Source organism: Streptomyces sp. NPDC031274 (genome assembly GCF_055570235.1).
This window is the reverse complement of sequence record NZ_JBVIHP010000018.1, coordinates 109,146-124,428: the sequence shown is the minus strand read 5'-3', so window position 1 is coordinate 124,428 and position 15,283 is coordinate 109,146. Positions and strand designations below refer to the sequence as shown.

Sequence of the window (15,283 nt, the reverse complement as noted above, 5' to 3'; positions counted from 1 at the left end):
ATCGGATACGCCCTGTTTTCTGAGAGCCGAAGTTTTCCGGGAGCCGAACCGGGCTGCCCGGCTGCGGGGCTACGGGGCTACCGGGCAGCCCGGCTCTCGGGCTACGGGGCTACCGGCGCCTCACGCCTTCGGCGCCACCTTGCTCAGCCCGTTGATGATGCGGTCCATCGCGTCGCCGCCCGTCGGGTCGGTGAGGTTGGCCAGCATCTTCAGCGTGAAGCGCATCAGCATCGGGTGGGTCAGGCCGCGCTGCGTGGCCATCTTCATGACCTTCGGGTTGCCGATGAGCTTCACGAAGGCACGGCCCAGCGTGTAGTAGCCGCCGTACGTGTCCTTGAGGATCTTCGGGTAGTTGTGCAGCGCCAGTTCGCGCTGGCCGGGGGTCGAGCGGGCGTGCGCCTGGACGATGACGTCCGCCGCGATCTGCCCGGACTCCATGGCGTACGCGATGCCCTCGCCGTTGAAGGGGTTCACCATGCCGCCCGCGTCACCGACCAGGAGCAGGCCCTTGGTGTAGTGCGGCTGGCGGTTGAAGGCCATCGGCAGGGCCGCGCCGCGGATCGGCATCGTCATGTTGTCCGGGGTGTAGCCCCAGTCCTCCGGCATCGAGGCGCACCAGGCCTTCAACACCTCGCGCCAGTCGAGCTCCTTGTAGGCCGCGGAGGAGTCGAGGATGCCGAGCCCGACGTTCGACGTGCCGTCACCCATGCCGAAGATCCAGCCGTAGCCGGGCAGCAGCCGGTCCTGGGCGCCGCGGCGGTCCCACAGCTCGAGCCAGGACTCCAGGTAGTCGTCGTCGTGGCGCGGCGACGTGAAGTACGTACGGACGGCGACGCCCATCGGGCGGTCCTCGCGGCGGTGCAGACCCATCGCGAGGGAGAGCCGCGTCGAGTTGCCGTCGGCGGCGACCACAAGCGGGGCGTGGAACGTAACCGGCGTCTTCTCCTCGCCCATCTTGGCGTGCACGCCGGTGATGCGGCCCGTGCGGTCGTCGATGATCGGGGCGCCGACATTGCAGCGCTCGTACACGCGGGCGCCCGCCTTCTGCGCCTGGCGCGCGAGCTGCTCGTCGAAGTCGTCGCGCTTACGGACCAGGCCGTAGTTCGGGTAGGCGGCGAGATCCGGCCAATCGAGCTGGAGCCGTACGCCGCCCCCGATGATGCGCAGGCCCTTGTTCCGCAGCCAGCCCGCCTCTTCGGAGATGTCGATGCCCATGGACACCAGCTGTTTGGTGGCGCGCGGCGTCAGACCGTCGCCGCAGACCTTCTCCCTCGGGAACGCGGTCTTCTCCAGAAGGAGTACGTCGAGTCCGGCCTTCGCCAGGTAATAGGCGGTCGTGGAACCGGCTGGCCCGGCCCCGACGACGATCACATCAGCGGTGTGTTCGGTGAGGGGCTGGGGCTCGGTCACGGCGGGTTCTCCCCAAAGCTCGAAATCTGTGTGCCGACGGGCACGGGTTATGGGCAGTCTATGCAGCGGTACCGATCAGCCAGCCGAAGGGCCACCCGTGACAAAGCAGGCGACAGAGCAGGCGACAGCGCAAGCGACTGAGCAAGCGACAGAGCAGGCACCGCCGATCAGGCCGACCAGACCGACCAGGCCCCTGCCTGCCGTACAGCTGCGCGTCCCGACCCACGAGGACGCTCTGGTCTGGCACCGCCTCTTCGACGACCCGGACGTCATGAAGTTCCTGGGCGGCCGCTCCGCCGAACTCTCCATGTACGAGGAGCTGACCGCCCGGCAGCGCAGACACGACGCCGAACTCGGCTACTGCCTCTGGACGTTGCTCGACGCGGACGGCGAGCCGATCGGCTTCGCCGGAGCACAGCCCTGGCCGCGCGACTGGGGGCCCACGGGAGAGATCGAGATCGGCTGGCGTCTGGGCCGCGCCGCCTGGGGGAAGGGGTACGCGACCGCCGCCGCGCGGGCGGCCGTGGAACGGGTACGCGCGGCGGGCGTACGGGACGTGGTGGCCGTGGTCGACGCCCACAACGAACGGTCGGCGGCGGTGACGCGGCGGCTCGGCATGGAACAGGCAGAGACCTACACATCGCCGGTGTCGAACCGTCAGGTGCACGGCTTTCGGCTCACGCTGTAACGGGCGGACGGGGCTTCGTAACGGGCGGACGGGGCTTCGGCAGGGCGTCGGCGGGGGTGACGGACCGCTTCCGGCCGACGCCCGGCGGGTCTACCCTTCCGGTACCGCTGGGGGGTGACATCTGTGCCGAAGGCGCCCAGGACGGACGACGTGCGCGTGCCGCGGTTGACGGGACTCATGGCCGTGGACGCGCGCGATTCGGCGGAGAAGCACGGCGTACTGCTCACGGCGCCCGACCGCCCCGACTTCCACCTGGTCGTCGTCGAGTACGTGGTCCGGCAGTACCCCCTCCCCGGCATGTGGATCCCGCGCGATGCCGTCGTCACCGTCTGGTTCGACCTCGGCCCCGACGAGGGCGACGGCGGCGCGGGGGTGCGCGAACCACGCCACCCCGGACCGCCGGACGGCGGCCTGCGCCGCGAGCTCGACGAGCCGGGGCCCGAGGTCGGCGCCGTCTGGTGAACGCGCCGGTGCTCAGCCGTTGAGCCGCCAGTGCTCCAGCGCGATCCGGTGGACCTTCGCGCCCTCGCTCGTGGGCCAGAAGTCCGCGCGCCAGGACAGCTGGATGGCGTACTCGGTGCCGTTGTCCGCGACGTAACTCTGGTCGAGGGCGTGGATCTCGCGGCCCGCCGTGTCGGTGAAGGTGTACTCCCAGATCGCGCCGCTACGTCCCTCGAAGGTGTTCGGCTCCAGGCGGATCCGCTGGTAGTCCGACTTCTTCGGGTCCTTCTTGGCGTCCTTCTCGATGGTCGTGAAGTTCTCGTACGAGGTGTACGGCGCGTACGGCACCACGCCGACCAGGAACTCCTCCCGGCCGGTCGAACCCGCGTACACGATCTGCCCGGGACGCTCCTCGCCCTGCCGGGTCCAGCCGTCCGGCACGGCGAACTCGAAGCCGCTCACGTCGGACACCAGGTCGGAGCCCGCGGGCACTCTGGGGGTGTCGTCCACGGTGTCCCGGCTCGCGCTCGGCTCCTCCGTGGGCGTGAACGTGGGCGATGCGGTGGGCGACGCGGTGGGCGACGCGTTCGGTGCCGGCGGCTCGGTCCGGTCCTCGGTCCGGCTGATGGCGGGCTTGTCGTCCTTGCCTCCGGCCTTGTCCGCCTTGCCGTCGTCGTTGTTCTGCCAGAGCAGGACACCGGCCGCGATACCGCTGCCGATGATGAAGGCGCCGACGAGGGTGCCGACCCAGAGGGCGGTGCGGCGGGACTCGGGTGGTGTGGTGGGGGGCTGCTGGAAGGAATGCGGGGCGTAGGCGAAGGCGGGGGTTCCGGTCGGGACGTACGTGGGCTGGTCGTGCGTGGGCAGGTCGTGCGTGGGCTGGTCGTACGTGGGCAGGTCGTGGGCGCTCTGAGGTGTGGGGGCAACCGGGTTCGCCGGAGCGTCCGTCGTGACGGGGCCCACGGCGCCGACGGCGGCCGCGGCCTCGGGAGCCGTGCCCACGGGACCGCCCGGCATCGGCGGGCCCGAAGGAACCGGCCCCGCGACGAGCCCCGTCCGCTGCCCCGCCATCTGCAGCAGGAACGGCGCGATGAGCGCCGCGACGACGACCCAGAGCAGCCCGAAGAGCAGCGCGTCCGGCACGCTCACGCCCGCCTCGAAGGTGCCGTTGCCCGAGCCGCCCGAACTGCCGCCTCCGCCGAACTCCGCCGAGGCGCTTCCGGTGGCGTCGACACTGACCCCGCCGACCCCGGCGAGAAGCAGGAAGAGCCCGAAGAAGACACCGGCGGCGAGCAGTTGCTCTCCCCGGTGCGCGGAACGGCGGGCGGCGAGGACGCCGAGGACCAGCGCGCAGACGAGCCCGAGCGTCAACGCCCCCGCGATCGCCCACGCGTTGGTGACGTCCCCCAGCTCGGAGAGCCCGAAGGACTCGCTCTCGTAGCCACCCCCGTACGACGAACTGCTCCCCTGCACCGAGGCGTCGAGCGGCGCGCCCCACCCGAGGCCGAGGGCGGCGACGCCCAGGTTCGGCAGCAGGAGAAGGGCGATGACCAGCGGGGACACATTGGCGTCGTCGAGGTCGGCGACGCGTTCGAGGTCGTCGATCTGGGCGAGGCTGATGAACGCGACGACCGAGCAGAGCGCAAGCACGACGGCGAGCGCGCGCAGCGCGGTGCCGGTGGCACGGAACGTCGCCTGCCACACCGGCCGTCGGGCGAGCCAGTGGGCCAGGTCGTGGCGGTGCAGTACGCCCCCGGAGACGGCCAGTCCGAGTACGAACGCACCGAGCGCGGCGAGCACGGGCGACGAGGAAAGCTCGACGCCGTCGATCTCGGGCTGCGCGAAGAGGCTGAGCACGAGGGTGCCCGTGGTCACCAACAGGGTGACGCGCACGGCTGCTTCGAGCCCCGGCGTGCCCCCGCCCTGGTTTCCGGCGCGCACGAGAAGGCGGTTGCGCAGGATGTGTACGCCGATGAAGAGGGCCCCGATCCACAGCGCGGTGGCGGTGAGCGGAATGAGGTGCAGCGCGGCGCTGCCGTCGAAGGCGGTGCCCACATCGGGGCTGTCACCGCCGAAGACCGACGACGACTGCTGCCGCTCGCTCCCGGAGACCTCGAAGCCGCCGCCCACGGCCTGGAGCAGAGTCGCGAGAGCGATCCGCATCCGATCGCCGAACCCGACGACGACGTCACCGCCACCACTTCCCTCGCCCTGCCCGTAGGAGGGAATGGCCATCGCGACCGCCGCGACGAGCACCAACCCCACGGGCCACAGGGCGGCTTGAGCGGCCCCGGCCCAGTCGCCCCGAAACGCCCGTCCGAAGAAGGCGCCGAGGGGAGAGGGCGCGGAGGGCGGCCCGGGAACGTATGCGGGCGGGGATGGAGACGGAGGCGGGGATACGGGGGCGGCAGCGGGAAGTGCGGGCGCGGGAAGGGAAGTTGCGGTGAACCCGGGCCCGGCGGGCGTCTGCTTGGCAGGCGTCTGCCCGGCAGGCGTCTCCCTGGCGGGCGCGTCCGGCTCAGGTTCAGTCGCAGCGGCGTCCTGCTCACCGGTGTCCCCTACAGCGGTCGGAGCGCCGAGCTCCGCCGCGGGCAAATCCGCGGGCCCCGCGTCCACGGACGTGCCACGCGGGCGCTCTCGCCCGCACTTCATACAGAAGCGGGCCTCTTCAGGGGTGGATGCCCCGCAGTGAGGACAGTTCGACGCCATAGGGACGCTCCGTCATTGGGGAGATGACCAGAAAGACCGACCCATGCCGAGCGACCCAGCAGCGGCTGATGCGAAAGAGCGGACTCGCATCGACGCCGTCGCGTCGGCGGAGTCGTATCACAACGGACACATCTTGCCCTGCGGCTGGTTCCCGTCAACTCGGTTCACAGCGGAATATTTCGCGCGCTTGTGCTCCGGGCGTCCCGCGGCAGGTCTACGCCTTGAATCCCCGGTGCAGCGCCACGACCCCACCGGTCAGATTCCGCCACGCCACCTTCGACCAGCCCGCGTCCTGCAACAGCGCGGCCAGCGTCGGCTGGTCCGGCCAGGAGCGGATGGACTCCGCGAGATAGACGTACGCGTCGGGGTTGGAGGAGACCGTGCGCGCGACCGGCGGCAGCGCCCGCATCAGGTACTCCTCGTAGACCGTGCGGAACGGCGCCCATGTCGCGTGCGAGAACTCGCAGATGACGACCCGGCCGCCGGGCTTCGTCACGCGGTACATCTCCCGCAGCGCCTGGTCCGTCTCCTGGACGTTGCGCAGCCCGAAGGAGATCGTGACGGCGTCGAACGTGTCGTCCTTGAACGGCAGCTTCGTCGCGTCCCCGGCCGTGAACGGCATCCAGGGGTGACGTGCCTTGCCGACCCGCAGCATGCCGAGCGAGAAGTCGCAGGGCACCACGTACGCGCCGGCCTGCGCGAAGGGCTGCGACGAGGTGGCGGTCCCGGCGGCGAGGTCGAGGACCTTCTGCGCGGGCCGCGCGTCGACGGCCTTGGCGACGGCCTTGCGCCACAGCCGGGCCTGCCCGAGCGACATCACGTCGTTCGTGATGTCGTACCGTTCCGCCACGTCGTCGAACATCGAGGCGACTTCGTGCGGCTGCTTGTCCAGAGATGCGCGGGTCACCCGGCCCATTGTGTCAGGCCGGTCTTCTGTCTTGGCGGCGGCCCGCTTCGCCTGCGGCGGGCTTTCTCGCCTGCGGCGGGCCTTCTCGCCTGCGGCGGGCCTTCTCGCCTGCGGCGGGCCTTCTCGCCTGCGGCGGGCCTTCTCGCCTGCGGCGGGCCTTCTCGCCTGCGGCGGGCTCTTCGCCGGAGCGTCTGCCTGGCGGGGCCGTCTGGCGGGTGCGGGTCTGTTGTGGTTGCTCGCGCAGTTCCCCGCGCCCCTGAGGGCGCCCCTGACAGGGCTGCCCTCAGCGCGCCCTGTACACCAATCGTCCCTCCACCACCGTCGCCACGCACGTCTGTGCCCCACGCCGCACCAGCTCCGCGCGGTCGGGCACGTCGAAGATCGCGAAGCGGGCCGGGCCGCCCTCCGCCAGGCGCGGCAGGAGGACGAGTGGGGTCGGCGACAGGGACACGGGGCCCGTGAGCCGGGGTGGGCGCCGGCCGACCGCGAGGCCCGCCCTGCGGACGGTGTCGAGGACGGGCCGGGCGTGCAGTTCGCCCGCGACGGCCACCGTGCCGTGTGCGAAGAGCCGCTGCACGCCCCGCCGGGCGCTGGCTCCGAGCCGGGACGGATCGACGCGGAAGAGGGTCCGCGCACGCTCCCCGCCGATGGGCTCGGTACCGAGCCGGTCGGCCTCACGCGGGTCGGGATGGTAGGTGGCTTCGAGGAGTTCGGGGCCGTACGGGTTGAGCAGGCCCGGCGTGAGGATGCCGGGCCAGCGCCGGACGCGCGCGGACGGGTGTGCGGCGGCCAGCTCCTCGTACGGGCCGACGGCGGCGAGGCTCGCCCCGTCGACCATGATCGCCGTTTCCGGTGTCCCTTCGGCGACGTGAAGTGTGCGCAAAACAGCCTCAGTTACTGGCGAGGAGCTTGAGCTCGGGGTGGGCCGTGCCGCCCTCGATCGCCGTGGAGGAGATGTGCGAGGCGACGCGGTCGTCGGTCGGGTCGTTCGCCGGGTCGTCGTGCACGACGAGGTGCTCGTACGTCGTGGCGCGCTGGGCCGGGACGCGGTCCGCGGTGCGGATCATGTCGATCATGTCGCGCAGGTTGTTGCGGTGCTTGGCGCCGGCGGAGGAGACGACGTTCTCCTCCAGCATCACGGAGCCGAGGTCGTCCGCCCCGTAGTGCAGGGTGAGCTGGCCGGCCTCCTTGCCGGTGGTCAGCCAGGAACCCTGGATGTGGGCCACGTTGTCGAGGAAGATCCGCGAGATCGCGATCATGCGGATGTACTCGAAGATGGTGGCCTGGGTCCGGCCCTTGAGGTGGTTGTTCTCAGGCTGGTACGTGTACGGGATGAAGGCCCGGAAGCCACCGGTCTTGTCCTGCGTGTCGCGGATCATCCGCAGGTGCTCGATGCGCTCGGCGTTGGTCTCGCCCGTGCCCATGAGCATCGTGGACGTCGACTCGACGCCGAGATTGTGGGCGATCTCCATGATCTCCAGCCAGCGCTCGCCGCTCTCCTTGAGCGGGGCGATGGCCTTGCGCGGGCGGGCCGGGAGCAGCTCGGCACCGGCACCGGCGAAGGAGTCGAGCCCGGCGGCGTGGATCCGCTGGATCGCCTCTTCGGCGGAGACCTTCGAGATGCGGGCCATGTGCTCGACCTCGGAGGCGCCGAGGGAGTGGATGACCAGCTGCGGGAAGTTCTTCTTGATCGCGGAGAAGTGCTCTTCGTAGTACTCGACACCGAAGTCCGGGTGGTGCCCGCCCTGGAACATGACCTGCGTGCCACCGAGCTCGACGGTCTCGGCGCAGCGCCGCAGGATGTCGTCGAGGTCGCGCGTCCAGCCCTTCTTGGTGTCCTTCGGGGCCGCGTAGAAGGCGCAGAACTTGCAGGCCGTCACACACACGTTGGTGTAGTTGATGTTCCGCTCGATGATGTACGTCGCGATGTGCTCGGTCCCGGCGTAACGGCGGCGGCGGATGGCGTCCGCGGCGGCGCCGAGCGCGTGCAGCGGGGCATCGCGGTAGAGGTCGAGCGCCTCTTCCTCAGTGATCCGCCCACCTGCGGCGGCACGGTCGAGCACGGACTGAAGGTCGGCCTTCTCGGTCACCGGGGCGTCCCTTTCGTAAGGGTTCTGGACGGACTGAATCAGCGTACGCCAGGGGGTCCGCCCACCCGACGTCAGGCGGCGTACGCCCGGATCGGCACGTCAGGCGGCGTACGCCCCGATGAGCAGCCCCAAGAACGCCCCGCCGATCAGGAAGGGCCCGAACGGGATCGCCGTCTTGCGCCCGGCGCGGCGGGCGACGACGAGCCACCCCCCGTACAGGGCGGCGAGCAGGAACCCGGCGAAGGTGCCGAGCAGTACCGCGCCCCACCCGTACCAGCCCAGGACGGCACCCAGGCTCAGCGCCAGCTTCACGTCGCCGAAGCCCATGCCGTTCGGGCTGATGAGGAAGAGCACGAAGTACGCGCCGCCGAGCCCGAGCCCCCCGTACAGCGCGTGCACCAGGGAACCGGCGTGCTCGGGAAGCAGCGCGGCGCCCCCGAGGAGGACGAGCGCGGCGACGGCGAGCGGCAGGGTGAGTACGTCGGGCAGCCGGTGCACACCGAAGTCCACGACGGCGAGCAGCACGCCGAAGGGCGCGAGCAGCAGCCAGACGGCGAGCTCGGGCCGCGGGCCCGTCGCGGCGGCGAGGGCGGCGCAGACGAAGGCGGTGGCGAGGGAGACGGTGAGGGTGCGCGGCCCGATGTGCGTCCCGTCCGCACACCGCGGGAGCCCGACCCAGCCGCCGACGGGATGCCCGTCGGGGCAGCTGTCCCGCCACGCCTCGTCGGGCGGCACGGAGAGCCGGTAGACGGCACGGGGCACGAGGAGCCCGGCGAGGGCGCCCCAGAGGGCGCCGCCGACGACGACGTACAGGAGCGGGTCCAACGTTCACCCTCTAGACGCGGAGATACGGAGAGATGGACGGGGGGGAGGGAGAGATCCGCCGCGAAGCGGCGGCCTGGAAACCGCCCCACCCCCGCAGCGGCGGCACTACCCGACGGCGGAAAGCCCACTGCGCCAGGCAGGAAGCAGCTCGTCGAGGAGAGCCTCGGTCCGAGGCGGCACGCCCCTCGCCCCGCTCCGGGCGACGAGGTCAGCGGCAACCTGCTGGAGCCGCGCCGGATCGCCCACGGCGTGGGTCGCCCGCAGCAGCTCGTTCCAGAGCCGCTCGTCCCCCGGCGCGGAGTTCAGCGAGGCGTTCAGCGCCTCGATGGCCTTCTCCGAGCGCCCCTTCTCCAGGTGGAACTCGGACAGGGCGAGGCCGATGTCGGCGACGAGCAGCGGCAGCTGCGCGTCGATGATCTCGTGCGTGAGCCACGCGTACCGCCCCTGCGGCCGGTCCGAGAGCAGCGGCCCGCGTACGAGCACCAGGGCGTCGGTGAGCATCCGCCCCCGCACGGCCCGGCTGTTGGCCCCGCGCCCTTGGGTCGCCTCGTGGTAGAGCGAGCGCAGGACGTCCAGGTCGGACACGACGGACTTGGCGAGCGTGAGCCGCCCGCTCCGGTCGGCCCGCAGCCGGGCCTCCCCGTCCGGCTCGGTGCCGAGCCAGTCCCGCAGCCGGTCGACGAGCGCGTCGCGTACGTCCTCGGTGACACCGCGCGGCCACAGCGCGGAGGCGAGCACCCGCGGGTGCACACCCTCGCGGTGCAGCAGGAGCAGCGCGAGCGCCTCGTGCATCAGCGGGCTGCGCTCGCCGTCCGGAGTGTCGAGGCCGATGATCTCGTACGTACCGACGAGGCGCGCGTACACCGCGGGCCGCCCCTGCTCGGTGACGTCGACGAGGAACGGCGGGGTGGCGGCGCCACGACCCGAACCGGTGCGTCCCTCGCCCTCGCCCGCGCCCGCGCCCGGGTCGGCGTCGACGAAGAGCTCCACGACGGCCCTCTGCTGGGCCTCGGGCAGCGCCTGCGCCTCCAGTTCGAGCCCGAGCAGCGGGGCGAGCAGCTTGCCGTCGGGGGTGATCTCCATCTCCCAGGCGGCGCCCGGCAGGTCCCCGGACTCCGTGCCGACGAGGTATCCGATGCCCAGCCGGCTCGCGTCGGAGGCCAGTTCGGCGAGCTTCACGGCGTCTTCCCCGGTGGGCTCGGCGGCGAGCAGCACCAGGTGCGGCGCCCAGCGGGTGTGCTGGGCAGGCCCCGTACGACCAGTAAGTACTGAGTCGTGCCCGGCGGCCCCCAGGGCTCCGCGCCGCTGCCGCGTCTCGGCCTCCATCGTCTCGATCAGCGCCTCGATGTCGTCGAGGTGCCGCAGCCGGTTGGGCGCGAGCGGCGTCAGGTCCTGCCCGAAGCCGACGAGGGTGATGGTCATGCGGTCGGACCACCCGTTGGTGGCGAGCTCGGCGGCGACGGAGGCGAAGACGGCGGCGCGGTCGGCCTCACGCCCGCTCAGCGAGACGACACCAGGTACGGCTTCGAGGTTGAGGAGCAGCCGCGAGTCGTCGAGCGTTCCCAGACTCACGAGCCCCGGGTAGGGAGCGGCGGTATCCATGTCCTCGTACCGCTCGGCGTCGGTCCGTGCCAGCATCCAGAACGTCTGGTCCTGCCCCAACTGCCAGGGGGCGGGCGGCCGTCCGGCGGGCTGGGCGAGCTGGAGGTGCAGATCGCCGTTGCTGAGCCAGGCGGCGTAGACGGTCGGCAGAGCGCGCGATTCCTCGGCGAGGGAGGCGGCAAGCCCCCGCAACGACAGATCGAGAAGCCGTACGCCCTCGGGGTCGGCCCCGACGAGCAGCGCGTCCTGCACATCGGCGGCGCCACCGGTCGGCGTGGGCGGCTCCATGCCGCGGCGTCCACCGACGGCGCCCATGGCGGACTGCCACAGCGCGTGGCGCCGACGGCGTCCGAGCGCGCCGAGGAGCCCGGCGGCGAGAAGGGGCGCGCCGATGAGGGCCTCGGGCAACCCGAAGGAGAACCCTTCGGACTCGCTCCCGCTGCTGGCGACGGGCGCTTCCTGCTGCCCGTGCCCGGCACCCTCGGAGGGCCGCTGCTCGGGGATGGAGATGTGGGCGGTGTCACGGTCGACGGACCCACCGCCACCCTGCTCCTTGGCCCCGCCGCCCTGTTCCTGGGCGTGCCCCCCGGACTTCGCGTAGTCGGAGATCTGCTCCTTCACGTCCTGCGAGACCTTGGGCGCCTCGTCGGGCATCTCGACGAGCTCGCCACCGTGCGCGTCCGCGGGCATCTCCATGATCCAGCCCGGCCGAATGAGGCTGGCCTCGGAGAGCTTGGATCCGTCGGGCTGCTCACGGTCCTTGTTGAGCTGGTAGATCTCCTTGTAGCGGCGACCGTCTCCCAGGTGCCGCTCGGCGATCTCCCACATCGAATCGTGGTGACGCCCTTCGGGCGGCTGGATCCGGTAGTACTTGGTGTCCCCGTCCTTGGCGTTGCTGCCACCGGCGTGGGCGGCTGCCTGCTCGGCCTGCTCGGCGACGGCACTGGCGGCGCTCCCGGCCTGCTCCTGCCCGAAGAGACCACCGGGCGTCTGCTGGGCGGAAGCGGCGGAGGCGGGCTTCTGATTCCCCTCCAGCGACTGCCCGAACTGCGAGAGCCCCGGCGCGAAGCTGGCGGCGGTGGCGCCCACCAGGAGCAGGGCGGCGACGAGTTGACGGGCGAGGAGCTGGCTTCCGCCGGCGCCGGGAATGCGGCCCGGCATACCGACACCCGAGAGCGCGGCCTTGACCTCCACCAGCACACAGGCGGTGAACTGGGCCCAGGCGAGCCAGACGACAACAGTCAGTACGTTGATGAACGTCCCGACCGTGATCTCCTGCTGCAACCAGTCAAGGGAGGGCGCACCGCCCGGAAGCGGCCACCCCACGGCGACGGCGAGGGCGCCGGGTACGCCGAAGACCAGCGCGGCCAGCGCGACAAAGGCGAGGAACGCCTTGAAGAAGTCCCCGAACGAACGTCGACGCCGGGGCAGCGGCTGCGGCGTCCGGTTCCGTGGAGCCGACGGGCCGCCTGTCGAACTTGAAGAGGTGCGCGCCATGGCGGGTGTCCTGTTGTCCTCTGAGAGGGAGCGGATAGAGATACAGCGGTTTCAGCCGTATCAACGGTTTCAGTCGTATCAGCGGTTTCAGCCGTATCAACGGTTTCAGCCGTATCAACGGTCTGTCTGTGCTGTGGGCTGAGCGTACTGAGGCGATGGTACGGAAGGGGCCGAAGGTCAGACAGAGGCAACGGCCCCCAAGGGCGGTGAGAGGACTTCCCCGGGTGACCGTTAACGCCCGAGTTGCACGGTAAGCGCAGCTCTTCCTGCGCGGTTCCAGCCCGATTCCGCCCCCCGATTGCCCGCCCCGGACCGCCATTCCCGGGCATTCACCCCCGCGAGTCACAGTTCCGGCACGGAATCGCTGCGCCCGCGTAGCACTTGAGACCCGTCCGCTGCTGTTCGCTTCCGTCACCGCACAGAACGCGAGAACCTTCACAAGGCCCACCAGTACTGATAACCCACGCCTGGTAGCGTCATTCAGCTTCATTCTCGCCTGCACACATACGCAACTCTGCCGAACTCTGCCGAACTCTGGGGGACTGCAATCGTGGCCCGTCGCACTATGCCCATCGTCGCCACGCTGGTGGCGAGCGCGACCCTGCTGTTGACCGCGTGCGGGAGCGGCGGGAGTGATGACTCCTCGGACAAGATCGAGGGGGCGGGCCAGGGGTCGAGCAAGCCGTCCCCCACTGCGTCGGAGTCCTCGGACGTCGACCGCCCCAAGATCACGCTCCCCAAGTCCTTCAAGGCCGACTTCCAGGGCTGGACGGACAGCGACCCGAAGATCCAGTCGATCCTGAACGACGGCAAGGAACGGCTCCGTGGAACGTACGCCGCGATCGGTGACGCCGACCCCAAGGCCGATTACCTGGCCTTCTACAGCACCCGGTCCGCCCTCACCAGCGGCGAGGAGTGGGTCAAAGGCTACAAGGGGCTGACGATCACCGGCGAGGTCACGGCATCCAACCCCGAGGCGAAGATCCGCGAGAAGGGCCGGGCGACTCTCTTCTACTGCGTGGACGAGAGCAAGGGCTTCAGCAAGGACCTCAAGACCGGCAAGAAGGAGGGGACGCCCGCTGGCGAGTCCCCCAAGGTCCAGTACCGCACAGCCCTTGAGAAGGGTGATAACGGCGTCTGGATGACCACCTCGGTAGAGTCCGCCCCTGGGGGATGCTGATCATGCGCTCCAATCGCAGCACCATAGGCACCGCTGTCGTCCGCGTGATCGCCCCCTTGGCGATCGTCTCCGCTCTCGTCCCGTCGTCCGCACTGGCGTTGGGCGGGCCGACCCATGAAGGCGGCGGCACCGCGGACGACAAAGGCAACCTCGGGGCCGGTGTCACGCACTCCGAGATCAGGATTACGTACAAGAGCGGCGGCGACGGCGGCGGCAAGAAGGGGAATCTGGCGCCGATCGACCCCAACTGGAAGCCTCCGGCCTGCTGGTACGAGCCCGTCTACACGCCCGAGCAGCTCAAGAAGGCCGCAGAGGCGGGAGATGTCGACCACGTCGGCATCCACGAGATCTGGTCGGACGCGATCTTCATCGATCACTACGACAAGGGCGAGGCCGACGACAACTTCGACGATGAGAACAGCCACGCCGAGGGCTACAAGAACTACAACATCGGCAAGGACGGCTACTTCTGGCGCGGTGTCGCTCCGGACGACAGCGATCCGGACTCATGGGACTGCGGCCGCCTCATGTTCTGGCAGGACGCGGGAACGGTCCCCGACATCCCGCACGCCCCGACGCCGAAGATGCTCGCCGAGTACGCCTACGACAAGGTGAAGGTCCCCGACACCGAGGTGGAGCTCAAGCCGGAGGCCAAGTCGACGGTGAACATTCCCACTTGGGTGTGGCTGGACAAGGGCACCTTCAAGGACGTCAAGGTCCGCGCGGAGCTGCCGAACACGGGCCTCTGGGCGGAGACAACCGCAAAGCCGAAGAGCCTGCACCTGGAACCGGGCACGGGCGACGCGGAGACCTTCCCCGCATCCGGCGAGTGCGAGATCAACGACGACGGCAGCATCGGCACGCCCTACACCAAGGGCAAGTCGAAGCAGGACCCGCCGTGCGGCATCAAGTACCTCCGAGCAACCGACGGAAAGCCGTACCAGCTGAAGGCGTCGATCACCTGGGAGATCTCGTGGCAAGGCTCCCAGAACACCGGAGCCGACCTGCCCGACGGCACCTTCGAGACAACCCAGGACATGGACGTCCAGGAAATCCAGTCGATCAACCGCTGACCCAGGAGCTCCACCTTGGGCGCCCCCCCTCACCCAGCGCCATTCACCATGGGCCGTCTTCACGCGCCACGACGACCCATGGCTGAACATCGAGACTTCCAAGCTCCAGGAACAGGGCTGACGCGTAATCCGCCTGGACGGCGGGAAGTTGCAGGAGCGCCGGTATGGCTGGCACGGCCACACGCCGCAGTAGTCCACAGGCCCACCCCGGGCATCACCGGACAGGTCATACTCGACTGAGCACGCAGCGACCCAGAACACCAAGAGGGGGAGACGAAGGCATGGGTGGTAAAGGCAAGAGCGACCTCGCACTCCCGCTCAGCGATCTTGAGGACTACGGAAGCCGGTTGCGGTCCGTCAAGGATCGGATGAACCGGACGAAGAAGATCTTCGAGTCCTACAAGGACGACATCGGCGACGGGGGCGTGTACGACGCGCTCGACGACTTCGAGTCCAACTGGGAGGACGGCCGCGAGGACATCACCCAGCAGCTTGACGCGCTGGCCGACATGTCCGACGCGGTCGTACGCGAGTTCAAGAAGCTGGACGACAAGCTCGCGAAGGACGTCTCCGAGGGTGTGAAGGAGAAGGGCGGCAAGGGGAAGAGCAAGGGCGAGGGCGACTAGCCACTCACCCGCCCGCCACCAGCCGACCAGCCGCGCTCGTCTCCGGAGGAACCCGCGCCGCCACCAGCCGCCCGGCCGCGTTCGTCTCCGGAGGAGCCCGCACGGCGACGCCCGCCCCAACACCCGGTGAACACCGCCCACCCCCGAGCGGCGGCCCAGTGAACTCTCCCTGAGACAGCGCGCGTTGACTCGGAACCTCACCCCTCCCCTCGTAATTTGGCCACACCCGCACAAC

12 protein-coding genes and 1 pseudogene are annotated in these 15,283 nt (G+C 70.3%); 5 read left to right on the top strand and 8 right to left on the bottom strand.

Annotated features, from left to right (window positions below; translation table 11 throughout):
- Positions 1-120: 120 nt before the first annotated feature.
- Complete coding sequence (locus tag ACZ5CR_RS27350) at positions 121-1,410, bottom strand: geranylgeranyl reductase family protein (RefSeq protein WP_389912455.1); 1,290 nt, start codon at positions 1,408-1,410, stop codon at positions 121-123.
- Between the two features lie 166 nt (positions 1,411-1,576).
- Between ACZ5CR_RS27350 and ACZ5CR_RS27345 the strand changes: the two genes are divergently transcribed.
- Both ACZ5CR_RS27345 and ACZ5CR_RS27340 read left to right on the top strand, forming a co-directional pair.
- Positions 1,577-2,098 carry a GNAT family N-acetyltransferase gene (locus ACZ5CR_RS27345; RefSeq protein ID WP_468862168.1) on the top strand — a complete coding sequence of 174 codons (522 nt, stop codon included), beginning with the start codon at positions 1,577-1,579 and terminating at the stop codon, positions 2,096-2,098.
- 114 nt (positions 2,099-2,212) lie between these two features.
- The gene (locus ACZ5CR_RS27340; RefSeq protein WP_468861987.1) at positions 2,213-2,560 is read left to right on the top strand and encodes a PASTA domain-containing protein; all 348 of its coding nucleotides are present in this window, start codon (positions 2,213-2,215) and stop codon (positions 2,558-2,560) included.
- Between the two features lie 12 nt (positions 2,561-2,572).
- Here ACZ5CR_RS27340 and ACZ5CR_RS27335 read toward each other — a convergent pair whose 3' ends face one another.
- The 7 genes and pseudogenes from ACZ5CR_RS27335 to ACZ5CR_RS27305 form a co-directional block, all read right to left on the bottom strand.
- Positions 2,573-4,804 (bottom strand): hypothetical protein, encoded by a 2,232-nt coding sequence (locus ACZ5CR_RS27335; protein ID WP_468862180.1) that lies wholly within the window; start codon positions 4,802-4,804, stop codon positions 2,573-2,575.
- A gap of 375 nt (positions 4,805-5,179) precedes the next feature.
- Positions 5,180-5,248 (bottom strand): annotated as a pseudogene (locus ACZ5CR_RS27330) (zinc-ribbon domain-containing protein); the annotation flags it as partial.
- A 214-nt stretch (positions 5,249-5,462) separates the two neighbouring features.
- A complete protein-coding gene (locus ACZ5CR_RS27325) occupies positions 5,463-6,155 on the bottom strand; it encodes a demethylmenaquinone methyltransferase (RefSeq protein WP_468861984.1) in 693 nt (230 codons plus the stop codon).
- 283 nt (positions 6,156-6,438) lie between these two features.
- The gene (locus tag ACZ5CR_RS27320) at positions 6,439-7,038 is read right to left on the bottom strand and encodes a hypothetical protein (RefSeq protein WP_468861982.1); all 600 of its coding nucleotides are present in this window, start codon (positions 7,036-7,038) and stop codon (positions 6,439-6,441) included.
- A 7-nt stretch (positions 7,039-7,045) separates the two neighbouring features.
- Complete coding sequence (gene mqnC, locus ACZ5CR_RS27315) at positions 7,046-8,245, bottom strand: cyclic dehypoxanthinyl futalosine synthase (protein ID WP_468861979.1); 1,200 nt, start codon at positions 8,243-8,245, stop codon at positions 7,046-7,048.
- Positions 8,246-8,344: 99 nt separating this feature from the next.
- Complete coding sequence (locus tag ACZ5CR_RS27310) at positions 8,345-9,070, bottom strand: prepilin peptidase (RefSeq protein WP_468861978.1); 726 nt, start codon at positions 9,068-9,070, stop codon at positions 8,345-8,347.
- A 105-nt stretch (positions 9,071-9,175) separates the two neighbouring features.
- Complete coding sequence (locus tag ACZ5CR_RS27305; protein ID WP_468861976.1) at positions 9,176-12,169, bottom strand: BTAD domain-containing putative transcriptional regulator; 2,994 nt, start codon at positions 12,167-12,169, stop codon at positions 9,176-9,178.
- A gap of 550 nt (positions 12,170-12,719) precedes the next feature.
- Here ACZ5CR_RS27305 and ACZ5CR_RS27300 point away from each other — a divergent pair.
- The 3 genes from ACZ5CR_RS27300 to ACZ5CR_RS27290 all read left to right on the top strand — a co-directional run bounded on the left by ACZ5CR_RS27300 (position 12,720) and on the right by ACZ5CR_RS27290 (position 15,048).
- Positions 12,720-13,349, top strand: coding sequence for a hypothetical protein (locus ACZ5CR_RS27300; RefSeq protein ID WP_468861974.1), 630 nt, complete (start codon positions 12,720-12,722; stop codon positions 13,347-13,349).
- Between the two features lie 2 nt (positions 13,350-13,351).
- On the top strand, positions 13,352-14,422 hold the full coding sequence (locus ACZ5CR_RS27295) for a hypothetical protein (protein WP_468861972.1): 1,071 nt from the start codon (positions 13,352-13,354) through the stop codon (positions 14,420-14,422).
- 281 nt (positions 14,423-14,703) lie between these two features.
- A complete protein-coding gene (locus ACZ5CR_RS27290; RefSeq protein WP_468861970.1) occupies positions 14,704-15,048 on the top strand; it encodes a hypothetical protein in 345 nt (114 codons plus the stop codon).
- Positions 15,049-15,283: the final 235 nt, after the last annotated feature.

What these genes read in the sequence shown, in the direction of transcription:
- ACZ5CR_RS27305 (WP_468861976.1), bottom strand. Translation starts at nt 12,169, where the DNA reads ATGGCGCGCACCTCTTCAAGTTCGACAGGCGGCCCGTCGGCTCCACGG.
- ACZ5CR_RS27295 (WP_468861972.1), top strand. Translation starts at nt 13,352, where the DNA reads ATGCGCTCCAATCGCAGCACCATAGGCACCGCTGTCGTCCGCGTGATC.
- ACZ5CR_RS27290 (WP_468861970.1), top strand. Translation starts at nt 14,704, where the DNA reads ATGGGTGGTAAAGGCAAGAGCGACCTCGCACTCCCGCTCAGCGATCTT.